Origin of the sequence: Mesorhizobium sp. M0140 (assembly GCF_040322475.1) — a bacterium.
Taxonomy (GTDB): domain Bacteria; phylum Pseudomonadota; class Alphaproteobacteria; order Rhizobiales; family Rhizobiaceae; genus Mesorhizobium.
The window spans coordinates 14,226-32,033 of the sequence record NZ_JAMYTM010000050.1 but is presented as its reverse complement, the minus strand read 5'-3'; the positions used below and the strand labels follow the sequence as shown (position 1 = coordinate 32,033).

16 protein-coding genes are annotated in these 17,808 nt (G+C 62.8%); 2 read left to right on the top strand and 14 right to left on the bottom strand.

Features of this window, described 5'->3' with window-relative positions:
- Positions 1-1,204 precede the first annotated feature (1,204 nt).
- Positions 1,205-1,504, top strand: a complete 300-nt coding sequence (locus NKJ37_RS30285; protein WP_031213630.1) for a DUF1236 domain-containing protein — start codon at positions 1,205-1,207, stop codon at positions 1,502-1,504.
- 70 nt (positions 1,505-1,574) lie between these two features.
- Positions 1,575-1,820: a hypothetical protein gene (locus NKJ37_RS30280; RefSeq protein ID WP_031213628.1), complete on the top strand. Its 246-nt coding sequence runs from the start codon at positions 1,575-1,577 to the stop codon at positions 1,818-1,820.
- Positions 1,821-2,086: 266 nt separating this feature from the next.
- Here the strand turns inward: NKJ37_RS30280 and NKJ37_RS30275 are convergent, their stop codons facing one another.
- The 14 genes from NKJ37_RS30275 to NKJ37_RS30210 form a co-directional block, all read right to left on the bottom strand.
- Positions 2,087-2,638 (bottom strand): isochorismatase family protein, encoded by a 552-nt coding sequence (locus tag NKJ37_RS30275; protein WP_023813326.1) that lies wholly within the window; start codon positions 2,636-2,638, stop codon positions 2,087-2,089.
- Between the two features lie 5 nt (positions 2,639-2,643).
- A complete protein-coding gene (locus NKJ37_RS30270) occupies positions 2,644-2,823 on the bottom strand; it encodes a WD40 repeat domain-containing protein (RefSeq protein WP_245486366.1) in 180 nt (59 codons plus the stop codon).
- Positions 2,824-3,097: 274 nt separating this feature from the next.
- On the bottom strand, positions 3,098-4,294 hold the full coding sequence (locus NKJ37_RS30265; protein ID WP_023813323.1) for a hypothetical protein: 1,197 nt from the start codon (positions 4,292-4,294) through the stop codon (positions 3,098-3,100).
- Positions 4,295-4,485: 191 nt separating this feature from the next.
- Positions 4,486-5,256: an exodeoxyribonuclease III gene (locus NKJ37_RS30260; RefSeq protein ID WP_023813322.1), complete on the bottom strand. Its 771-nt coding sequence runs from the start codon at positions 5,254-5,256 to the stop codon at positions 4,486-4,488.
- Between the two features lie 4 nt (positions 5,257-5,260).
- On the bottom strand, positions 5,261-5,905 hold the full coding sequence (locus NKJ37_RS30255; protein ID WP_023813321.1) for an alpha/beta hydrolase family protein: 645 nt from the start codon (positions 5,903-5,905) through the stop codon (positions 5,261-5,263).
- A gap of 209 nt (positions 5,906-6,114) precedes the next feature.
- Entirely contained in the window at positions 6,115-7,230 is a 1,116-nt protein-coding gene (locus tag NKJ37_RS30250; protein ID WP_023813320.1) for a tetratricopeptide repeat protein, read from the bottom strand.
- Complete coding sequence (gene ku, locus NKJ37_RS30245; RefSeq protein ID WP_024501732.1) at positions 7,227-8,132, bottom strand: non-homologous end joining protein Ku; 906 nt, start codon at positions 8,130-8,132, stop codon at positions 7,227-7,229. The genes NKJ37_RS30250 and ku overlap by 4 nt, the downstream gene beginning before the upstream one ends.
- A 237-nt stretch (positions 8,133-8,369) precedes the next feature.
- Positions 8,370-10,853: a DNA ligase D gene (gene ligD, locus NKJ37_RS30240; protein ID WP_352776248.1), complete on the bottom strand. Its 2,484-nt coding sequence runs from the start codon at positions 10,851-10,853 to the stop codon at positions 8,370-8,372.
- 45 nt (positions 10,854-10,898) lie between these two features.
- Positions 10,899-11,123 (bottom strand): hypothetical protein, encoded by a 225-nt coding sequence (locus NKJ37_RS30235; protein ID WP_023813316.1) that lies wholly within the window; start codon positions 11,121-11,123, stop codon positions 10,899-10,901.
- Between the two features lie 243 nt (positions 11,124-11,366).
- Positions 11,367-12,482, bottom strand: a complete 1,116-nt coding sequence (locus NKJ37_RS30230) for a glycosyltransferase family 9 protein (protein ID WP_031213626.1) — start codon at positions 12,480-12,482, stop codon at positions 11,367-11,369.
- Between the two features lie 157 nt (positions 12,483-12,639).
- Positions 12,640-13,863: a GNAT family N-acetyltransferase gene (locus NKJ37_RS30225; RefSeq protein WP_031213625.1), complete on the bottom strand. Its 1,224-nt coding sequence runs from the start codon at positions 13,861-13,863 to the stop codon at positions 12,640-12,642.
- A 12-nt stretch (positions 13,864-13,875) separates the two neighbouring features.
- Positions 13,876-15,105 carry a GNAT family N-acetyltransferase gene (locus tag NKJ37_RS30220; RefSeq protein ID WP_352752225.1) on the bottom strand — a complete coding sequence of 410 codons (1,230 nt, stop codon included), beginning with the start codon at positions 15,103-15,105 and terminating at the stop codon, positions 13,876-13,878.
- Between the two features lie 8 nt (positions 15,106-15,113).
- Positions 15,114-16,421: an MATE family efflux transporter gene (locus tag NKJ37_RS30215; protein WP_128305556.1), complete on the bottom strand. Its 1,308-nt coding sequence runs from the start codon at positions 16,419-16,421 to the stop codon at positions 15,114-15,116.
- Positions 16,418-17,587 (bottom strand): glycosyltransferase, encoded by a 1,170-nt coding sequence (locus tag NKJ37_RS30210; protein WP_128305555.1) that lies wholly within the window; start codon positions 17,585-17,587, stop codon positions 16,418-16,420. Before NKJ37_RS30210 ends, NKJ37_RS30215 begins: the two co-directional genes overlap by 4 nt.
- Positions 17,588-17,808 lie beyond the last annotated feature (221 nt).

Below are 17,808 nucleotides of genomic sequence, written 5' to 3'. Positions count from 1 at the left end.
GGGCGATCATGCCCCCGTGTCGTCAAAAAGCTACCAGCCAAATATCCTGTCAGAACACTGAAGGTGCCTAAGTGAACTGCATTACAGCTTCGGACGGTGTTTTGTCCATCGGAGAAGTTTTGGGTTGCTTGCATTAACATTAGATATATCTAATGTAGCGATGGCCGACGACCGCCAGAAGTCGGCTGGCCCGGCGTCCTCCCTTTGCACCTGGCTGCCGGGCCATTTCTTGTCCTCGCCTTGCCGTCTTCGCCTTTGTGTGGCGCGGATTCATCTTCGCGCCGTTTCGCCACGTATAGCTTCAGCCTCGACAAACAGCCTCCGGCTCGGCAGCCGCAGGAAAGATGCGGATGCCGAGCCCATCGCACTGATCAAATCGCTAGGACGTGCAGGCTAGCTGCTAAAATCGAAGGACGACCGAAGGGCCACGTCTGCGATAGCACCGGACGCGACGGCGACCATGCCGCCAGTAACTGCGGCAGACCCGTCTCCAACGCCGCCCGTGCCGGCGCCGGCGCCAGCCCCGATCCCGATCCCAGTCCCGATCCCAGCCCCGATCCCAGCGTCGATGGTCGACCGGCTGCACCTCCGCATGTGCACCTTCGTCGTCGAGGGCCTCTGCCTCAATTTCATCGAGAATGCCGTTTCCAGCGCTTGGAACACCGGCCGCTGCCTCGATCGGGCGAATTGCCCCTGCAAGGGCCGCGGCCCCGGCAATGCCAAACATCGCCGTCAAGAAGGATCGCCGATCCATAGTAACCTCCCAACGTTGCATAAGCTGAACGAAGCGCTCGGCTGCCGAATGAGCAGGCCGGCGCATGGTGAAAATAGAGGATTCGCCAGCCGCCGAAGCGGCTTGCGAATCCTATCAGCGCAGGAAGGGACGTTGCTGCGCCGATCGACGACATGTCAGCCAAGGACTATCCCCATCACCAGAAAGGTGACAGCTGTCGCGAAAATCGATGCGAGCAACCAGCGCGCTTGGCCAACACTTTTGTCCATCTGTCTCTCCGAATTCCGGGAGACAAACAGCCATGAACAGAGAGCCGTTCCCGTCGGTAAGACCAATGCGCTCGCAGACCAGACTTAAGTCGCACGTCTCACCCGACCGAAGCCCCAGCGGAGGAACATTTTCATTTGGCTCAAGTTCAGTTGCCGTCAGCGTTGAACGATCCTGTCATGCTGACTCGCAAGGAGAAACGGTATGAAAATGCACCTAACGGGCGCCGCAGCGGCGCTATTGCTGTTGGCTGGTGTCGGCGCCGTTGCCGCTCAGGACGTTGTCATTCAGCCTGAACAGGACACGGTCATCCGCGAGTATGTGAAGAAGCAGCCTCTCGCTTCGGTCAAGGTTCCCGGTGTGGAACTGAATATTGGTAGCGCGTTGCCGGACACGGTCGAACTTCATGAGATCCCCGATGTCAAATACCGCTACGTGGTGGTCGACAACCGCACCGTCCTGGTGGATCCGGGCACCCGCAAGATCATCAAGGTCTACGATTGAATTTCGAACTGTCCAACCCGCCGCCAGCCATGGCGGCGGGTTGCCCAGCTTCCAATCAGGACGAGTGAAGATGACAAGCAAAGCTGTGACATCCCCTGCTTTGGGCGTTCGCCTGGCCGATCTCCAAGCCAGGATGCGTGATGCGCGGGTGACGGATGCCGAAATGAAAACCTTTCAAAAGGTCGCGGCCATCATGGAAGATCGTCATGGTCGGATCGATGCCGACGACCTGATTGCGGCATCGTTCCTCGCCGATCCGGTGCAGGACCCGGCAAACGCCCTGAGCGACATCCCGACAAGCCAGCAGACTTTTTGACTCCCTGACCGGGAAAGCGCGCCGAAAGTCTCAGCCGAATCCGCACTTTTGCTCCGGCCTATTCCGCTTTCGCGGAAGTTTCGAGCGGCCCGCAATGTGCAATGTTGCTAATGCGGCGGTACGAGCCGCCCTGGTTGACGCGGGCGCCCGAGCCATCCCAACAATGCGCCCCCCCGTCCGCGTCGACCACGGCAGCCGCCTGTCTTCTCTCGCGAAGTCCTCAAGCCGGCCCGCCTGATAATGCGCGCTGCGGCGACGGTCGGGCTTCAGCCGCCGACAAGCGCCTTTGTGGTCACCAGATTGACGCCGGCCTCGGCGAATTCGCCATTGTGCCTGAGGATGACCTGCTCGGCACTCTCGCTGGCATTGTCCAGCGTGCTGTGCACATCGGAGACCACGGTCACGCCGAGCCCTCTGGCGATGGCGCCCTTGACCGTCGCGGCCACGCAAAAATCGGTCTGTGCGCCCAAGAGCACGACAGCACTCGCACCCTGACCGGCAAGCCAGTCGCCGAAGGCAGGATTGCTGAAAGCATCGCGAACGGATTTGGCAAAGGTCGGCTCGTCCGCCGCTTGGCCGAGCGCGGGCCAAACCGGCCAGCCCAGCTCATCCGGTGCCAACGGGTCGCCATCGGGTCCGTCATGCCTGATAAAAGCGACCTTGCGCCCGCCGCGCCGCGCCCAATCGATCACCGCCTTGGTGCGCTCGACAATATCAGGCGCATCATGGATCGGCTGCTCGTGCACACCGTCGAACATGCCGGTCTGGAGATCGATGACGATGAGCGGCGCATTGTCTGGGAGGCTGGGTGCTGGCATGGGTTTTACATAGCACGGCGGACAGGGTGATCAAGATTTCGCTCATTCCGGCGCGCCGGCAAACAGCACCACGCCGTCGCCGCCGGTGGCCGGCAGTCGCGGATGGTGCGGTCGTTGCCGCCGGTCAGCACCGCGCCGTCGGCGGCGAAGGCCACCGCATAAATCGGGCCGGTCTGGCTGTCCAACATTGCGATCCGGTTGCCGCTATTGGAGGGCGGGCGCCTTGCCGCGCCTCCTTGGATTTATTGCAGTTTGCCGATTTCAGCCCGCATGGTTGACAGATGGCCGCAGTCTGGCATCATCGGATCGGGATTTTAGGAGAGTCTGATATGAAAAAAATCTATGTGAAGCCATCGTTCTTGAAAAAAGGCCGGTTGTCGGCGGTCACTGCGGCCAACGGCTCCTCGTTGCCGACACCGCAATAATTTCAGCGCCACCTGCTCCTGGCGCGTCCAAACCTCAACGCACCAGGATCAGGTCGTCCAACACCATTTGCCAATAGTGCTTCGTCGACAGGCGAACACGCGTTACAGCTTTGAGCATTGGAGCGTAGTGCAGCGGCGTTAGCGCCGACAGCGTGACCTCGTCGCTTGCAATCAGCTGCTCGCCAAGCCAGCTTTCGATCAGCGCCACCTCCCCTTCCGACGCCAGCCAGGCGGCGCTCAGCATGACCGAGTGAAAGCCGAACGGCCGTTCGCAGCTGAATTCGGCCGGCAGCCCGCTGCTGGTGTAGAGCACATGGTCGCCGGAAACATTACCATTGACATAGCCCTGGCTGTCCTTGGTGAAGTCGCGGGCCATCGCATTCAGGTTGCGCCACGCCAATCCGGCATGGCCAGCCGGAATTTTCCTGAGGCTGCGCGACGTCACATCGTCGAAATCGATCGTTTCGAGGGCGGCATCAGTGTCGATGCCGGCGCGTTGCGGCGACAGCAGGCCGAGATCCGCCGAGTAGGGCGATAGCGTCAGCCGCCGCGCCAAGCCGCCGCCGCTGACGCTGACCGTGTCGGCTTCTTCAGCCAGGTCGAAGCTGAAGACGGCACCCGGCGCCAGTGCCCGCGTCTCCAGGACGTACCCATTCCCCGACACGGAGAGGGTCGCTGGTCCATCGCCGGCGACGCGCCCGCTGACGCGGCGCGGCGGTGCCAGACCGACAGGCAGCAGCATCTCCTGCGATACCATCCCGGCCGGCGAACCCGGCAGCGGCAGGAAGTGTCGGGACTGAATGTCATTTTCGCTTTTCGCCTGCCAGCCGGGCGGCACCGAAACCACAAAGCGCCAGTTGCCCGGCTTGCGGATCACTGCCTTTCTGCTTTTCACCGACATGGGAAAGTTGGCAAAGCCGGCATTGTTGGTGCGCGCGGACGCGGCGAGCTTGCCGGCTTCGTCATACAGCCGCACCATGATCCCGGCCATCGGCCGGTCTCCGGCGCCGTATTTGCCGTCGCGATCGACATCGAAATAGACGAAGGACGAGTAATTGAGCATACCCCCGCGGGCGTTCCAATCGGTACGGACGGCATAGTCGGCAGCCGGATTGGTTAGCCGCCGTCCCTTGCGACGGCTGCGCTTCCGCCACAGCAGCCAGGACGCGACAGCAGCCGCAAGCACCACAATGGCGGCGGCCAGTATCTGGACAGCGCCCAAGTCAGGCATGGAGCCTCGCTTCACAAATCTCATGGGGGATTGCGTTCACGGGCGATCCGGCTGCGTTGGGCTACTTGCCGACAGGTTATTGCATGTCGGCCAAAAGCGAACCCGGATTTGGGACAGCGACATGCATCGAGACAAAGACTTAAAGCGCGTTGCAGGAATCCGTTCAAGCGCGACGCATAAAAGCAGTCGCCTTACTTCAATTCCACCCACACCGGCGCATGGTCGCTGGCGCCGTCCTCGCCGCGCACGTCGCGGTCGATGCCGGCAACGGTCAGGCGGCGTGCCAGTTTCTTCGACAGCAGGATGTGATCGAGCCGGAGGCCCGCATCGCGCGGCCAGCGGTTGCGGCGATAGTCCCAGAATGTGTAGAGCGTTTCCTTCGGATGCTTCTTGCGCAGGGCATCAAGCCAACCCTGGTCGAGCAGGCGCTGGAACGACGCCCGGCTTTCCGGCTGCACCAGCGCGTTGTCCTCATAGGAGCGGGTGGGGTAGATATCGCGCGGCTCGGGTACGATGTTGTAGTCGCCGGCCAGCACCACCGGCAGGCCGGTGTCGAGCAACTGTTCGGCATGCACCTCCAGCCGCGCGTGCCAGGCGAGTTTGTAGGCGAATTTCGGGCCGGGCTGAGGATTGCCGTTCGGCGCATAGAGACAAGCGACGATGATGCCGTTCACCGCCGCCTCGATATAGCGGCTCTGCCTGTCGGCATCGTCGCCGGGCAAGGCATCGCGGGTCAGCACTGGCTCGGCACCCCGCGCCAGGATGGCAACACCGTTCCACGTCGGCTCGCCCTTCCACACCGCGCCATAGCCGGCCGCCGCCAATGCCGAGCGCGGAAACTGCATGTCGCGCGCCTTCAGTTCCTGCAGGCAGACGACATCGGGTTTTGCCGCAGCCAGCCAAGCCAGCAAATTTTCAAGCCGGCTGTTGATGTTGTTGATGTTGAAGGAGGCGATCTTCATCGCTTCAGGAAGCGATCCGACCCGACCACGCCTTCACCGTCTCGGCCAGCGTCTTCAGATGGTCGGCCGCCGAAAATCCCGAGATGCTCTTGCGTGGCTTGAGATCATGGTCGCCATCCTCCAGCCAGATAATCTCGATGCGGTCGGAAAGGCCATAAGTCGCAACCCCGTCCCTGGTGCCGAACTCGTCGCGCGTGCCCTGGAAGATCAGCGTCGGCGTCTTCAACCCGGCGAGGTGTTTTGTCCGCAATTGCTCGGGCTTGGCCGGCGGATGGAAGGGATAGCCGAGGCAGACCAGCCCTGAAATCTCGCCCTTGGCAAACATCTCGTCGGCGATCATGGAGGCGACGCGCCCGCCCATCGACTTGCCGCCGATGATCAGCGGTCCCGTCACGCCCTTTGCCCTGAGGTCGGCTATCGCCTTGATATATTCCGGGTTGACCGTCTCGGCCCGCGGCGGTGGCTTGCGGTGGCCGTAGCGGCGCGCGGCCATATAGTGGAATTCAAAGCGCGCGACCTGGAAGCCGGCCGCGGCCAGCGCCTTGGCGGTGGCGGTCATCGAGGGCGAATCCATCGACGCACCGGCGCCGTGGGCGAGCAGAATGGTGGTGGGCGCGGTGTCGGGACCGTCGAAGAGGAAGGCGGTCATGGGGCGGTCTCGCTGGAGAGGTCGAGTTCCGTCACACCCCCCTCTGTCCTGCCGGACATCTCCCCCGCAAGGGGGGAGATTGCGCGCTCAACCGCTTTCGCCAATCTCCCACTTTGCAAGAAGGAGCGGGACGCCCAAGCTTCCGATCTCCCCCCTTGCGGGGGAGATGGCCGGTAGGCCAGAGGGGGGTGTTCAAGCGCCAGCATCACTCACCCCGCCGCCCGCGCCAGCTGCAGATCCACGAACTGCACGCCCTTGGCTGCAACCCGTGCCCATTCGGACTCCGCGTCGAGTTCGAGATACCGCGCCCATAGCCGGCGCGCCTCCAGCAGATTGCCGGCGTCGAATTCCAGCCGGGCCAGATTGAACACCGGATCGGCATAGGTCTTGTCGAGCGCGATCGCTTTCTGCAGGTGCCTTCGCGCCGAGGCTTCGCGACCTTGCTCGCTCATCAGTCCGGCCAGGTTGAACCACGCCTCGACGAAGGCCGGGTCGAGTTTTATCGCATTGATATAGTCGTGCGCGGCGTCCGCCGCGTGGCCGCCGGCGCGCAGGCAGTTGGCGCGGTTGAAGGCGGCAATCGCATCGCTCGGATCGATGGCCAGGCAGCGCTGGTAGAGCGCGGCGGCCCCATCATTGTCGCCCTGCTCCTCCGCCGCTTCCGCCTCGGCGAACAACTCCTCTAGCGTGTCGTCACCCTCTGCCCCGGCTGTTCCGAGATCGAACAGCAACTGCCCATCGAGTTCGCTCTGGCCGCCTTCGAGATAGATGGCATCGGCGCGCCCATGCTGCGAGCCGACATTGAGCGACTTGGCGGTCAGCGACGCCACCGGGCCGGAGCGGTGGACGGAGCGCGCGATCGCCCCCCATGTCGCGCCGCCGGCGATGAGCCCGGCATATTTGCGCGCCAGGATCAGGTCGCGGAAGGAATAGGGTTCAACGTCATGCTCGAACGCATCGAACAGGCCGAGCAGGTCGAGGTCGGAGCCTGATAGCCGCGACTGATCGATCAGCGATTGCCGCGACAGCGAAGACGCTTCCGGTGTCTTCATCAGTCCGAGAAGGCGCAGGAATCCGTTCTCGCTGATCAGCGTTCGCCCGGCCGCGCGCTCGGCGGCGACACGGCGCTCGATCTCGGCATCGCCGTTCCTGGAGAGCCCGGCTTTGGCCAACAGTGTCCGGCCGAAGACGACATGCGTGGTGCGCCTGGTGATACCGCGCCGCAGCTGGCCGTGTCGGCGTTCCACTTCCCGCGCAGCCAGCCTGAGCGGAAAAGCCGCCAGCGCGCCTATCGTGCCAAAAACAGCGCCGGTCGGTGCCGTCATTTCTTGCTCTTGCCGACCGCCTTCAGCAGATTGGCCTTTAACGGATTTTCAGCAGCACCACCCGCTGCCGCCTTCTTCGCGGCGGGCTTGGCAACCTCGTCGGCCTTGCTTTTCGACTTGGCCGGCGGCTTCGATTGCGACAGGCTCGCCTTGAGCGCATCCATCAGATTGATGACATTACCGCGCTCGGGTGCCGCCGCGATGATCGGCTTGTGGCCTTTCAGCTTCTCGCGGATCATCGTCATGAGTGCCGCCTCGTAGCGGTCCTCATAGTTCTTCGGATCGAAGGTGGTTTCCTTCTGCTTGATCAGTGCTTCGGCGAGCTGCAGCATTTCGGGATCGGGCTTGCCGGCTGGGATGTTGCCGAAATATTCAGCCGTGCCACGCACTTCGTTCGGATTCCTCAAGGTGCACACGAACATGCCGTTCTCGCGCGCGCCGATCGTCACCACCCGCTCGCGGCTCGACAGCACCAGGCGTGCGATCGCCAGCTTGCCGGATTTGCGCATGGCTTCGCGCAGCACGGCGAAGGTCTCCTCCGCCATCGCGCCGTCAGGCGCCATGTAGTAGGGCGCGTCCTGATAGATGACGTCGACCTCGTCCTCGTCCACGAAGGCCTCGATGTTCATCGTGTGATTGGATTCGATGCGCACCGCATCGAGGTCGGCATCATCTATGATGATGTACTGCTTGTCCTCGTATTCGTAGCCCTTGACCAGATCAGCACGCTCGACGAGCCCCAATTCGGGGTCGACCGGTTTCATGTTGATGCGGTTGTGGGTCTTCTTATGCAGTTGGTTGAACGAGATGCGCTCGCTGGCGCTGGTGGCGGGATATAACCGCACCGGACAGCTGACGAGGCTGAGTTTGAGGTAACCTTTCCAACTTGCCCTGGGCGCCATGAAACACTCCTACGCGGCCATGCACTGACATTCACTGCAGCGCTTTTCGTCCGAAGGACGAACGAGGCTGCGCAAATCCTACACCGACCCCGCACAATACAGGCAAATCCCTGACGAAATCTTCCGCCACGTCTTTGAGGTCGTGGCGGAGAGAATAATTCAAATTGTCGGAAGCGTCGATGGCGTTGGGTTCCTCGCCCCGCAACGCTCTCCTCCATTTCATGGGGGCCGAGGAACCTAGTTCTTCAAGGTCGGCAAATCCCGCGCGAACTCGTCGATCTCGGCCCACGGATCGCCCGACGTCGCCAGCAGCCCCGGCAGGGAGGAATAGTTCAGATCCTGCGGCGCATCGATGGATTCGAGGTCGCTCCAACTGACCGGCGTCGAGGCCGGCAGATTGGTGCGGGCGCGCAGCGAGTAAGGTGCTGCCGAGGTGTGGCCGCGCGCATTGCGGTGATAATCGATGAAGATGCGCTTCTTGCGGTTGTCCTTGCCCATGGTGGTGGTGAAGGTGTCAGGCGCCGTTGCCGCCAGATGCGTGGCGATCGCGCTGGTCGCCTGGTGCAGCTTCTTCCAGTTCTGCGCGCCCGTCACCGGCACGGTGATGTGGATGCCGCTGCCGCCGGAGGTCTTGGCGAACGGTACCAGCCCCAGGCGCTCCAATTCGCCCTTGATGTGCACGGCGGCCTCGACCACCTCGCGCCATGAAATCCCTTCTCCCGGATCGAGGTCGAGGACGATCTGGTCGGGCCTGTCGAGGCTGGTGCGGTGGGTGCCCCAGGTGTGGAACTCGACGACGCCGAACTGCGCCAGCGCCAGATACCCTTTCGCGCCTTCGACCGAGAGATAGGATTTGGTCTCGCCCTCGGAATTCGTCGCCTCGAATGTCACCACTGAGGGCGGCATGCCGGTGAAGGCGTGGCGCTGGAAGAAGCAATCCTTCGGCAGGCCGGTCGGGCAGCGCACCAGCGACACCGGCCGGCCGAGGATGTGCGGCAGCATGAAGTCGCCGACCAGCGCGTAATAGACCGCGATGTCGAGCTTGGTCGGGCCGGTCTTGCCGAACAGCCGGCGCGTCGGGTTGGTCACCCAGATTGTGGCAAGGTCGGCCTCGGCGATCAGCCGCTTGCGTTTGGACGAGACCGGCGTCGACAGGCCGACATCCCTCAAACCACGGAAGACGCCGTGGCGCAGCGCATTGTCTGAGGTGCGGTTGGCGTAATGAATGCGCGCCGACAGCAGCGGCCGCACCCAGTTCATCTCGCGCATGATTTCGCGCGGGACACCCTCGGGCGGGGTGGCGCCTTCCCGCAGCGGCTCAAGCCTGGCGAGCAACTCACCGGCGGTGGCGGCATCGAAACCGGTGCCGACCTTGCCGCGATAATGCAATTCACCACCCTCGAACTCTGCCATGCCGAGCGCCGCCAGCCCTTCGGCCGCATCGGAGATGGTGAAGCCGGCGATGACGAAGTCGTCCGACAGCAGTGCCTTGGTCTTGGTCCAGCTTTTGGTTCGGCCGCTCTGATAGATGGCCGTGGCGCGCTTTGAGACGACACCCTCCAGCCCAAGTTCCGACACCTGGTCGTAGAGCCCCTGCCCTGAACCTTCGACATGGTCGGAGAACTGGATGGCGGAATTGGCGCCGAGGCCCGACAGCATCTGCGCCAGCAGCGCCTTGCGCCGGACCAGCGGCGCCTTGGTCAGGTCCCAGCCGTCGAGGTGGAGAAGATCGAAGGCGTAAAAATGGAGCTTGCTGCCGGCGCCCTCGGCCAGCGCATCCTGCAGCAGCGCGAAGCGGCTGATGCCCCGGGCGTCGAGCACCACGATCTCGCCGTCGATGATGGCATCGCGGCAGGGCAGCTTCGCGAACGCATGCGGCAGGTCGCCATAGCGCTTCGTCCAGTCGATGCCGCCACGGGTGATCAGCTTGACGACGCCGCCAGTGAGATGCGCCATGGTGCGGTAGCCGTCGAATTTGATCTCGTGCAGCCAGACTTGTTGGGTGTCGTCGCCATCGGGTGGTTTTGGCACCTGCGTCGCCAGTTGCGGCTCGATACGGGCAAGCATGGGAGCCTTGAACACGCCCGGCAGCGTGCCGGGCTTCAGCGATCCCTGTCTGGGCGCGGGTTTGGTGGCGGGCTTCGCCGGCGCCGCCAGCTCCTCGATGCGCAATCCGGATTTGACGCTTTCCGGCCGGGCCGTGAGGATGTCAAGCGCGGTGTCGGCGGCGAGGTCGCGCTCCTTGAACAGCAGCCAGTTCTTCTTGTTTTCGTCTTCGCCGGGTTTCGGCTTCAGCCGGGTCAGCATCCAGCCGCCATTGAGCTTGTCGCCGGCCAGCCGGAACTTGAAGGCGCCGGTTCGCAAGCTCTTTTCGACGTCGTCCATCGGCGCCCATGTGCCGGTATCCCAGACGATCATCGGCCCGCCGCCATACTCGCCCTCGGGAATGACACCCTCAAAGTCGATATATTCGAGCGGATGATCCTCGGTCTCGACCGCCAGCCTCTTGTCGGCCGGATTGAGCGAAGGCCCGCGCGGCACCGCCCAGCTCTTCAAAACATCGCCGACCTGCAGGCGCAGATCATAATGGTCAGCGGTGGCGTGGTGCTTGTGGACGACGAAGCGGTTGCCGTTGCTGCTGACGAGCCCGCCAACCGGTTCCGGCGTCTTGGCGAATTCGCGTTTGGCGCGATAGGCTTTGAGCTTTGGTGGAGTCGTCATCGCCAGGATCGAAGCACGGCGGCCAGGAACAAGCCAGTCACGCTCTCAATCGTCAGCGGCCGGCGTCAACTCGAGCTCTGCCGGCGACAGTCCTTGCTGCAGCTGGCTCAGCCGAAATTCGTCGACCCAATAGGCCTCGCCATCGACCAGAACCCGGGCCTGGTAGGTGCCTGCCGAAAAACGCTGCGCGGTGATGTAGACCTTGTGACGATCGAGCGCCTTGCGCACCGCGGCGCGCTTGGAATTCTGACCTGTGACGGGACTGAACATGACACTGCCCTCGGTCGCCCCAGACACAAAACGCGGCCGCTACCGGCAGCCTGACGACTGGGGTCAAGGATGGCGGAGACGCGCCGTCCTGTCAATTTCGCGGACAGCGCAGGATGCGGCCCGGTTAAATTTACCAATCTTTTGAATATGCTTGGGCCTTGGCCTGAATCAAGACGTGAAGCACACGAAGATGAACTGTGCACCACCACGCCGCCAAAACTAGCGTCCGTCGCTGCCGCTCTGCTACGCGGCCGGCGTGCCCGAATGAGCAGATTTTTGAACTTCCATGCCGATGAGATCGAGTGTCGCCGCCGCAACATCGGCAACCTGGAGCCGCTGGACGCAATAGACCCCACCGGCGTTGTTTTCTTTACACAAACCTGGAGCGATGCATGGGCAAGGCATGGGCGGCTGGAGCGTCCGGTTGGAGACACCGAATGGGCCCCATTGCTCAGGCGACGTCAGACCGTACAGCCCCACCGCTGGAGTTCCGACAGAGGCCGCGATGTGCATCGGGCCGCTCTCATTGCCAAGAAAGATCGACGCTTCGGCCAACAATGCTGTCAAGACCTCAAGCGAGGCTTTTCCGACGACACTTGCGACCGGCGATGCTGCCATTTCAAGGATCCTTTGCGCGGCAAGCCCTTCATCCGGCCCACCAACGAGGAGGGATCGCAGCCCGGTTTTGGCGTATACCTCATCGATGACCGCAGCAAAATGTTGCGGCGGCCAGCAACGGCCTTCAAACCTCGCGCCGGCATGCACGGCCACATAGGACTTCTTCGCCAAAGCGTTTTCCGCAAGAAGCCTGGCACACTCTTCCTGGGCAGTCCTGGTCGGTTGCAGCCGAGGCGTTGGGTCCTGATAATCCAACCCGAGGGCGCTGAGTGGAGACAGGTTCCTGTAGAGATAATGCGGTCCGCCATGTCCGAAGGTCGCGGCGAGCACGTTTGCAAGCTGGATTTCCCAGAACTTCATCGGATGCTCGGAAGGATCGAAGCCGACGCGAAGTGGAGCCCCGATCAAGCGATGCATGATCCGCGAGGTTTTTGAATCGGTAAGGTCGATGCTAAGATCGAATTTCCGACGCCGCAGATCAGAGATGACGCCACGATGGTCGCTCAAACGCTTGAGCAGAGTCCTTCCTCTGCCACGGGATTCAAAGCCAACGGCCACATCGGCGATCCCTTGCGCGACAATGAACTGCTTGAGACCAGGCGCACAAAGCATGGTTACCGATGCTTGCGGATAAGCAAGACGCAGATTGCGAACCAAAGCAGATGTCAGAACGACATCTCCAATGTACTTCGTTTGAATAATGAGGATGGAACGAATCCCATCTCCTAAACTTGCATCCATCGATATGATCTGCCGAAAACGCCAACTTAAAAAATCTGCCGAGGACACTCATTTCTGAACGGCAAGCGGCGCTTTCAGATATAGAGCCAACCAACCCAGTCAACAAGCTTGCCGGCCTTGGTGCCTCTTTGCATCGGTCGTCGGCAAACGCTCGTCCTCAGTCCTTCAATCGCCGCAAGCGGCGCGTCAGGCCCTGGACGGCCTTGAGCAGCCGGGGACGCGACCGCGTCATGCCTTCGACCCGGCTGCGCAGCAAAATGGCTGCGTTCGCAGCCCTGCCCCGCACCGTCACCGGTTCGCAGATCTCGGCCAGTACCGAGCTCGAGGCACCGATATGTTGCTTGTAGCCCTGGCCGCCGACCGACAGGTCGAAATAGTCGAAGCCCCGCTCGCATCCCCACACCATCAGCTTGCCCATCGTCGTCAGGCCGGGTGAGACATTGGCGACCGTATTCTGGTCGATGCCGAGCAGGAGGGCGTGAAGTGTGCCTTTTCTCACCAAAACATAGATGGAGGCAAGCCAGGCTTCACCGACGCGTAGTCCGAAGAGCCGCACCGATCCGTTGGACAGGCCTTGTAGCGCCGCGGCGCGGTAGAAATCGACGACCGGGGCCTGCGTCAGGAGGTCGAAACGCCCGAGCTCACGAAAACGCTTGAGCCGCAGTTCCAGCAGTGCATCCAGGAGCTCCTCGGCCAGGTCAGGCGTATCGGCCTCGACCAGAGCGAGGCCACCAAGCTGTTCGAAGCCGCGGCAATGCTTGCGGAAGGCCTTGGCAAAGGACGGCTTGCAGATTCGCTTGATGAGCGTCTCCGGGTCGCCATGCAGGACGAGGCCGGAGGTGACCTGGATGGAGTCGCGCGCCACCGAAAGCAATGCCAGCGGATTGGCCACGCCGTGGACCTGCTGCGGAATTCCCGCGATATGGATGCGATCCGCCGATGGCAGCACGGCACGGACCGCTGCCCACATGGCGTCGGCACTCTGCCTAGTCCACGCTCTCCCATCCGCCAGCAGCGGCACCGCGTAGTCGCACACGCGGCAGCTCAGCCATTCGATCACGTGGTGGCCGAGAGCCCGGCGCCGCATCAGCGGCAGCAGCATGGCCGGCGCGCCGGTCACGGCGTCACTCACCTCGACGAGGACCAGATCCGCGTCTTTGGGCATCAGCCGTGCGGCGATTCCTTCGACCCAGGCATAATGCTGGTGGGCAGTGCAGACGCCGTGAGCTTCAAGGAGCAGCCATAGCAGCCTTACGGTGTCGAAGCTGGTGTGCAGCCGAGCCGTGAAGTGCGCGGTTGCATCAACGTTGGCGACAGTCGGGGAAAATGGCCCACCGGGCAAATCCCCTATCGGAGTCGTTCCCGCCGCGTAGCTTGCCACATGCTTCTCCGGTCATTCTGATCCCCCACGCAGGCGCCGCAAACCCCGCATCAGTCCCTGGAGCCTCTTCAGCAGCCGAGGTTTGGAGCGCACGAACACCTCGGCCCGGTTGCGGATCTCGATGGCTGCGCTCACGGCGCTGCCTCGCACCGTAATCCCGTGGCAAAGCTCGCGCAGGCCCGAACCCAAGGCACCCATATGTTCCTTATAACTCTGGTTGCCTACCGACAGGTCGAAATAATTGAAATCGCGCCCGCGCGCCCAGCTCATCAACTTGCCCATGATCAGAAGTCCCGGCGAGACATTGGGCACCGCGCCCTGATCGATTGAGATCAGCAGAGCATGAACGGTGACTTGATGGATCAGCAGGTATTGGACCGCGATAAGAGCTTCACCCACACGCAACCCGAAGAGCCGCACCGACCCATCCGACAGGCCCTCGAGAGCGGCGTTTCGATAGAAGTCGACAACCGCCGCCTGCGTCAGCAGGTCGAAGCGGCCCAGTTCGCGAAAGCGGCTGAGCCGCATCCGGACCAGGCCGCCGAAGATGACCTCCACCAGGGCCGGCGTGTTGGCTTCGACCAGTTCCACGCCGCCAAGCCGTTCGAGGCGACGCCAGTCCTTGTTGAAAGCCTTGACGAAGGATGGCCGGCATAGGCGCTTGAGGACGGTTTCCGGATCGCCGTCGATGGCGAGGCCGAAGCTGGTATGCAGGGAATCGCGCGTGGCCGCCAGCAGGGCTAGCGGATTGGCGACACCGCTGATCGATTGCGGAATTCCCGTGATCTGGATGCGGTCCGCCGGCGGCAGCACGGAACGCACCGCGGCCCACGCGGCCTGCGCCGATTGCGTCGTCCACGGGCTCGCATCGGCCAGCAACGGTGCCGAGTAGTCGCAAACGCCACAGCTCAGCCACTCGATCACCCGATGGCGGAAAGCCGGTCGCCGTATCAACGGCACCAGCATTCGCGGCACGCCTGTGACGGCATCGTTTACCTCCACGATGAGCAGTTCCGCACCTTGCGGCATCAGCCGCGCAACGATCCCCTCGGCCCAGGCATAATTCTGGTGGGCGGTGCACACACCGTCCGTCTGGAGGCGCAGCCAGAGCGGCCTCACCGCTTCCAGGCTGGTGTGGAGCCGCGCCGTGTAGGCATCGATGGCGACGACGGTGGCCGGATGGGAGGACTGGCCATCGGGCGAGCCGGCCACCGCAGCAATTTGCACCGCCTGGACTGCCATGTTTTTTCCTATCGCTTTGCCGTAGCGAACGGCAGCGTGCGCCGCCACGCGCCCAACCGGCTGTCGCGCGCCTCATCGGGATGCTCGATATTCCACATGCGGTGATGCGCGAAATACCACGATGCCACGAGCACGAACATCTCCGAGACGGCGGAACCCAACAACGCCCACGGCGGAGACGCGATTGCCAGCAGGGCCGCGATCAGCGCCAGGCCGACGACCGCGCCGCCCGTGGTGATGAACGCGACGATCCGAAAATCGCCGAGTATTTCAAGCACGATGCGGGGCATGATATAGAGCATGATAGGGACAAAATTTGCGATCACGAAAAGCCCGATGAACCAGGTCGAAGCGTCTTGGAGAGCCTGGGATTTTATCATCGGCAGGACGAACATGATCGCACATCCATAAGCAAGGCCGCCGAGCCCCATGACGAGCGCCCAGATCTTGGCCTGCGTCCAGACACGGCCTGTTTCATTGTTCCGTATCAGCCTGGCGAGATCCGGCTGCGTCATGTTGACGAACGCAAGGCTGATGATGCGCAGCGGAGCAAACAGCACCAGAACCGCCGCCAGAGGTGCGTAGGCGGCAGGACCGGCAATGCCGGCGACCAGCAGCGCCAGACATTGACCCTGGATGTTGGTGGTGGTCGCGCTGAATGCCGACCAGCGCAGCTGGGGCCAGAGTCTGACATAGCGTCGCCGCGTCGGCATGCGGAAGCTGATGCGAAGCGAGCGCCGAGCCAGCCGGACCAGGACGAAAATGCCGAACACATTTGCCGCGGCTAGTGCATAGAACACGGTCTGCAGCGGGTCTTGGACCAACCATATCGACAGCCCGGTCAGGACACAGCCGGCGACTGTAAAAGCGCCATCGCTGACGGAGACGACAACTTGCTGGCGCCGTGCGAAGAAAGCCGTGCGCATATGGCTGCGCAACGACCAGGCACCGACGAAGCAGCCGGCGGCAATTCCGCTTGGATCGCCAAGAACATGCATCAGGACTGCCGTGCCGACGGCCATCAGCAAAGCCACGATCAGCGCCGCCGTTCCGAACGCCACGTCATAGGTGTCGACGCCGGCGCTGTTGGTGCTCTTGCTCATCCAGATGCTGGCGGGAACGGCGGTGAGCGACCTGATATAGGACAGGCCGACACCGCCCATCACCATGCCGATGGCGAAGAGGCCGTAGCCCTGCGCCGACAGCATGTGCAACAGCATGATGTTGAGGGCAAAATGAAAGCCGCTCTGCATCGCCTCACCGCCGATCATCAGCACGAGGCGTCGAACCAGATGGCTCGGAAACGCTAACTTCACGGCCGCGTCTCCGCTTCGCGGGCAGCAGGCACCCTGCCCGGCCGCGCGATGGTCGTCTTCAGCTTGTCGGCGGCGATCGCGGTGATCGCCGCAGCCGCGACCGGCTCGCTGAAGATTGCCTCGTAGCGCGCGCGCCCGGCAGCGACAAACCCGCGCCAGGCCTCAGGGGCGAGGATGATCTCCTGCAATTTCGCGCCAAGAGCTGCTGCGTCGCCGGGCGGAACATGCCAGCCGGTCTCCCCGTCGCTGACCACTTCCACCAGCCCGCCGATCGCCGACACAAGTGGCGGCCGGCCGTAAGCCATCGCCTCTATGGCGACGCGGCCCAGCGATTCCGGACGCCGCGACGGCACGGTGACGATATCGGCCCATCGATAATGCTCAGAGGGGTCGGGAATGAAAGGCAGGACTCTGACGCGCCCAGTAAGCCCCATGGTTTCGACCAGTTCGGCAAGCGCATGCTCGCGCTCAGTGCTTTCGAAGGCGCCGCCGACCAGCCGCACCTCGATCCTCGCCTGGAGTTCCGCCGGCATCGAGGCGATCGCCTCCAGCAGGATTTCCTGCCCCTTGATCCGGTTGATACGGCCAAGCAGCAGCACCCGCAATGGACGCTTGCCGTCATATGTCATCGGTTCGACCGCCGCCGGCCCGGCAACACCGTTGTAGACGACATACGCACGCGCCGCCTTGGGATCACCAAACGCGGCGCGTGTCGCGTGTGAATTGAAGATCAGATCCGCGTGGCTCCAGCGCATCAGGCCGACAAGTACCCTGCGCATGGCGCCTTCGGGGATTTCGTGGATGTGCAGGACGGCCTTATGGGGAAGAAGGCGTGCGGCCAGCGCGTAGTCGGCCACGATCGAGGTGTTGACATAGACGAGGTCGCAATGCTTGAGGCGCCGCCACGCCCTGAACACGGCAACCGGCAATCGCGCCATCTCGACGGTCGCAAGGCGCGCAATGGCCTGGCGCCTCAGCACCCAGAGCGGTTCGAAGACGATCCGGCTGGCATGCGCTTCCAGAATCCGCACGATCGGCCCGCTACGCGGCAAAACCACTTCGATGTCGGCCGACGGAAACGCGGCGCGCAACGCGGCAACGCTCTCCGCGAAGCTGCGGTCAGAACCATAGAGTTCATAACCCTGATGAACGCAGGCAATCCGCATCTTTATATCCCGCCGGGTGCTACAACCATCGCGCTGGGCGATTGTGGCAGAAGCCCGTCCGCAAGAATCATGCCTGGTTCGAAACGTCCGACTATCGGTTGATATATCCGACTATCGGTTCGATACGCCCGACTGCCGGCCGTACGCCCCAGGCATTGCTTCGTTTCGATACAGCTACGCACAGAAGGGTTGACCGAGAATGAAACAACCATCGGCTTCAA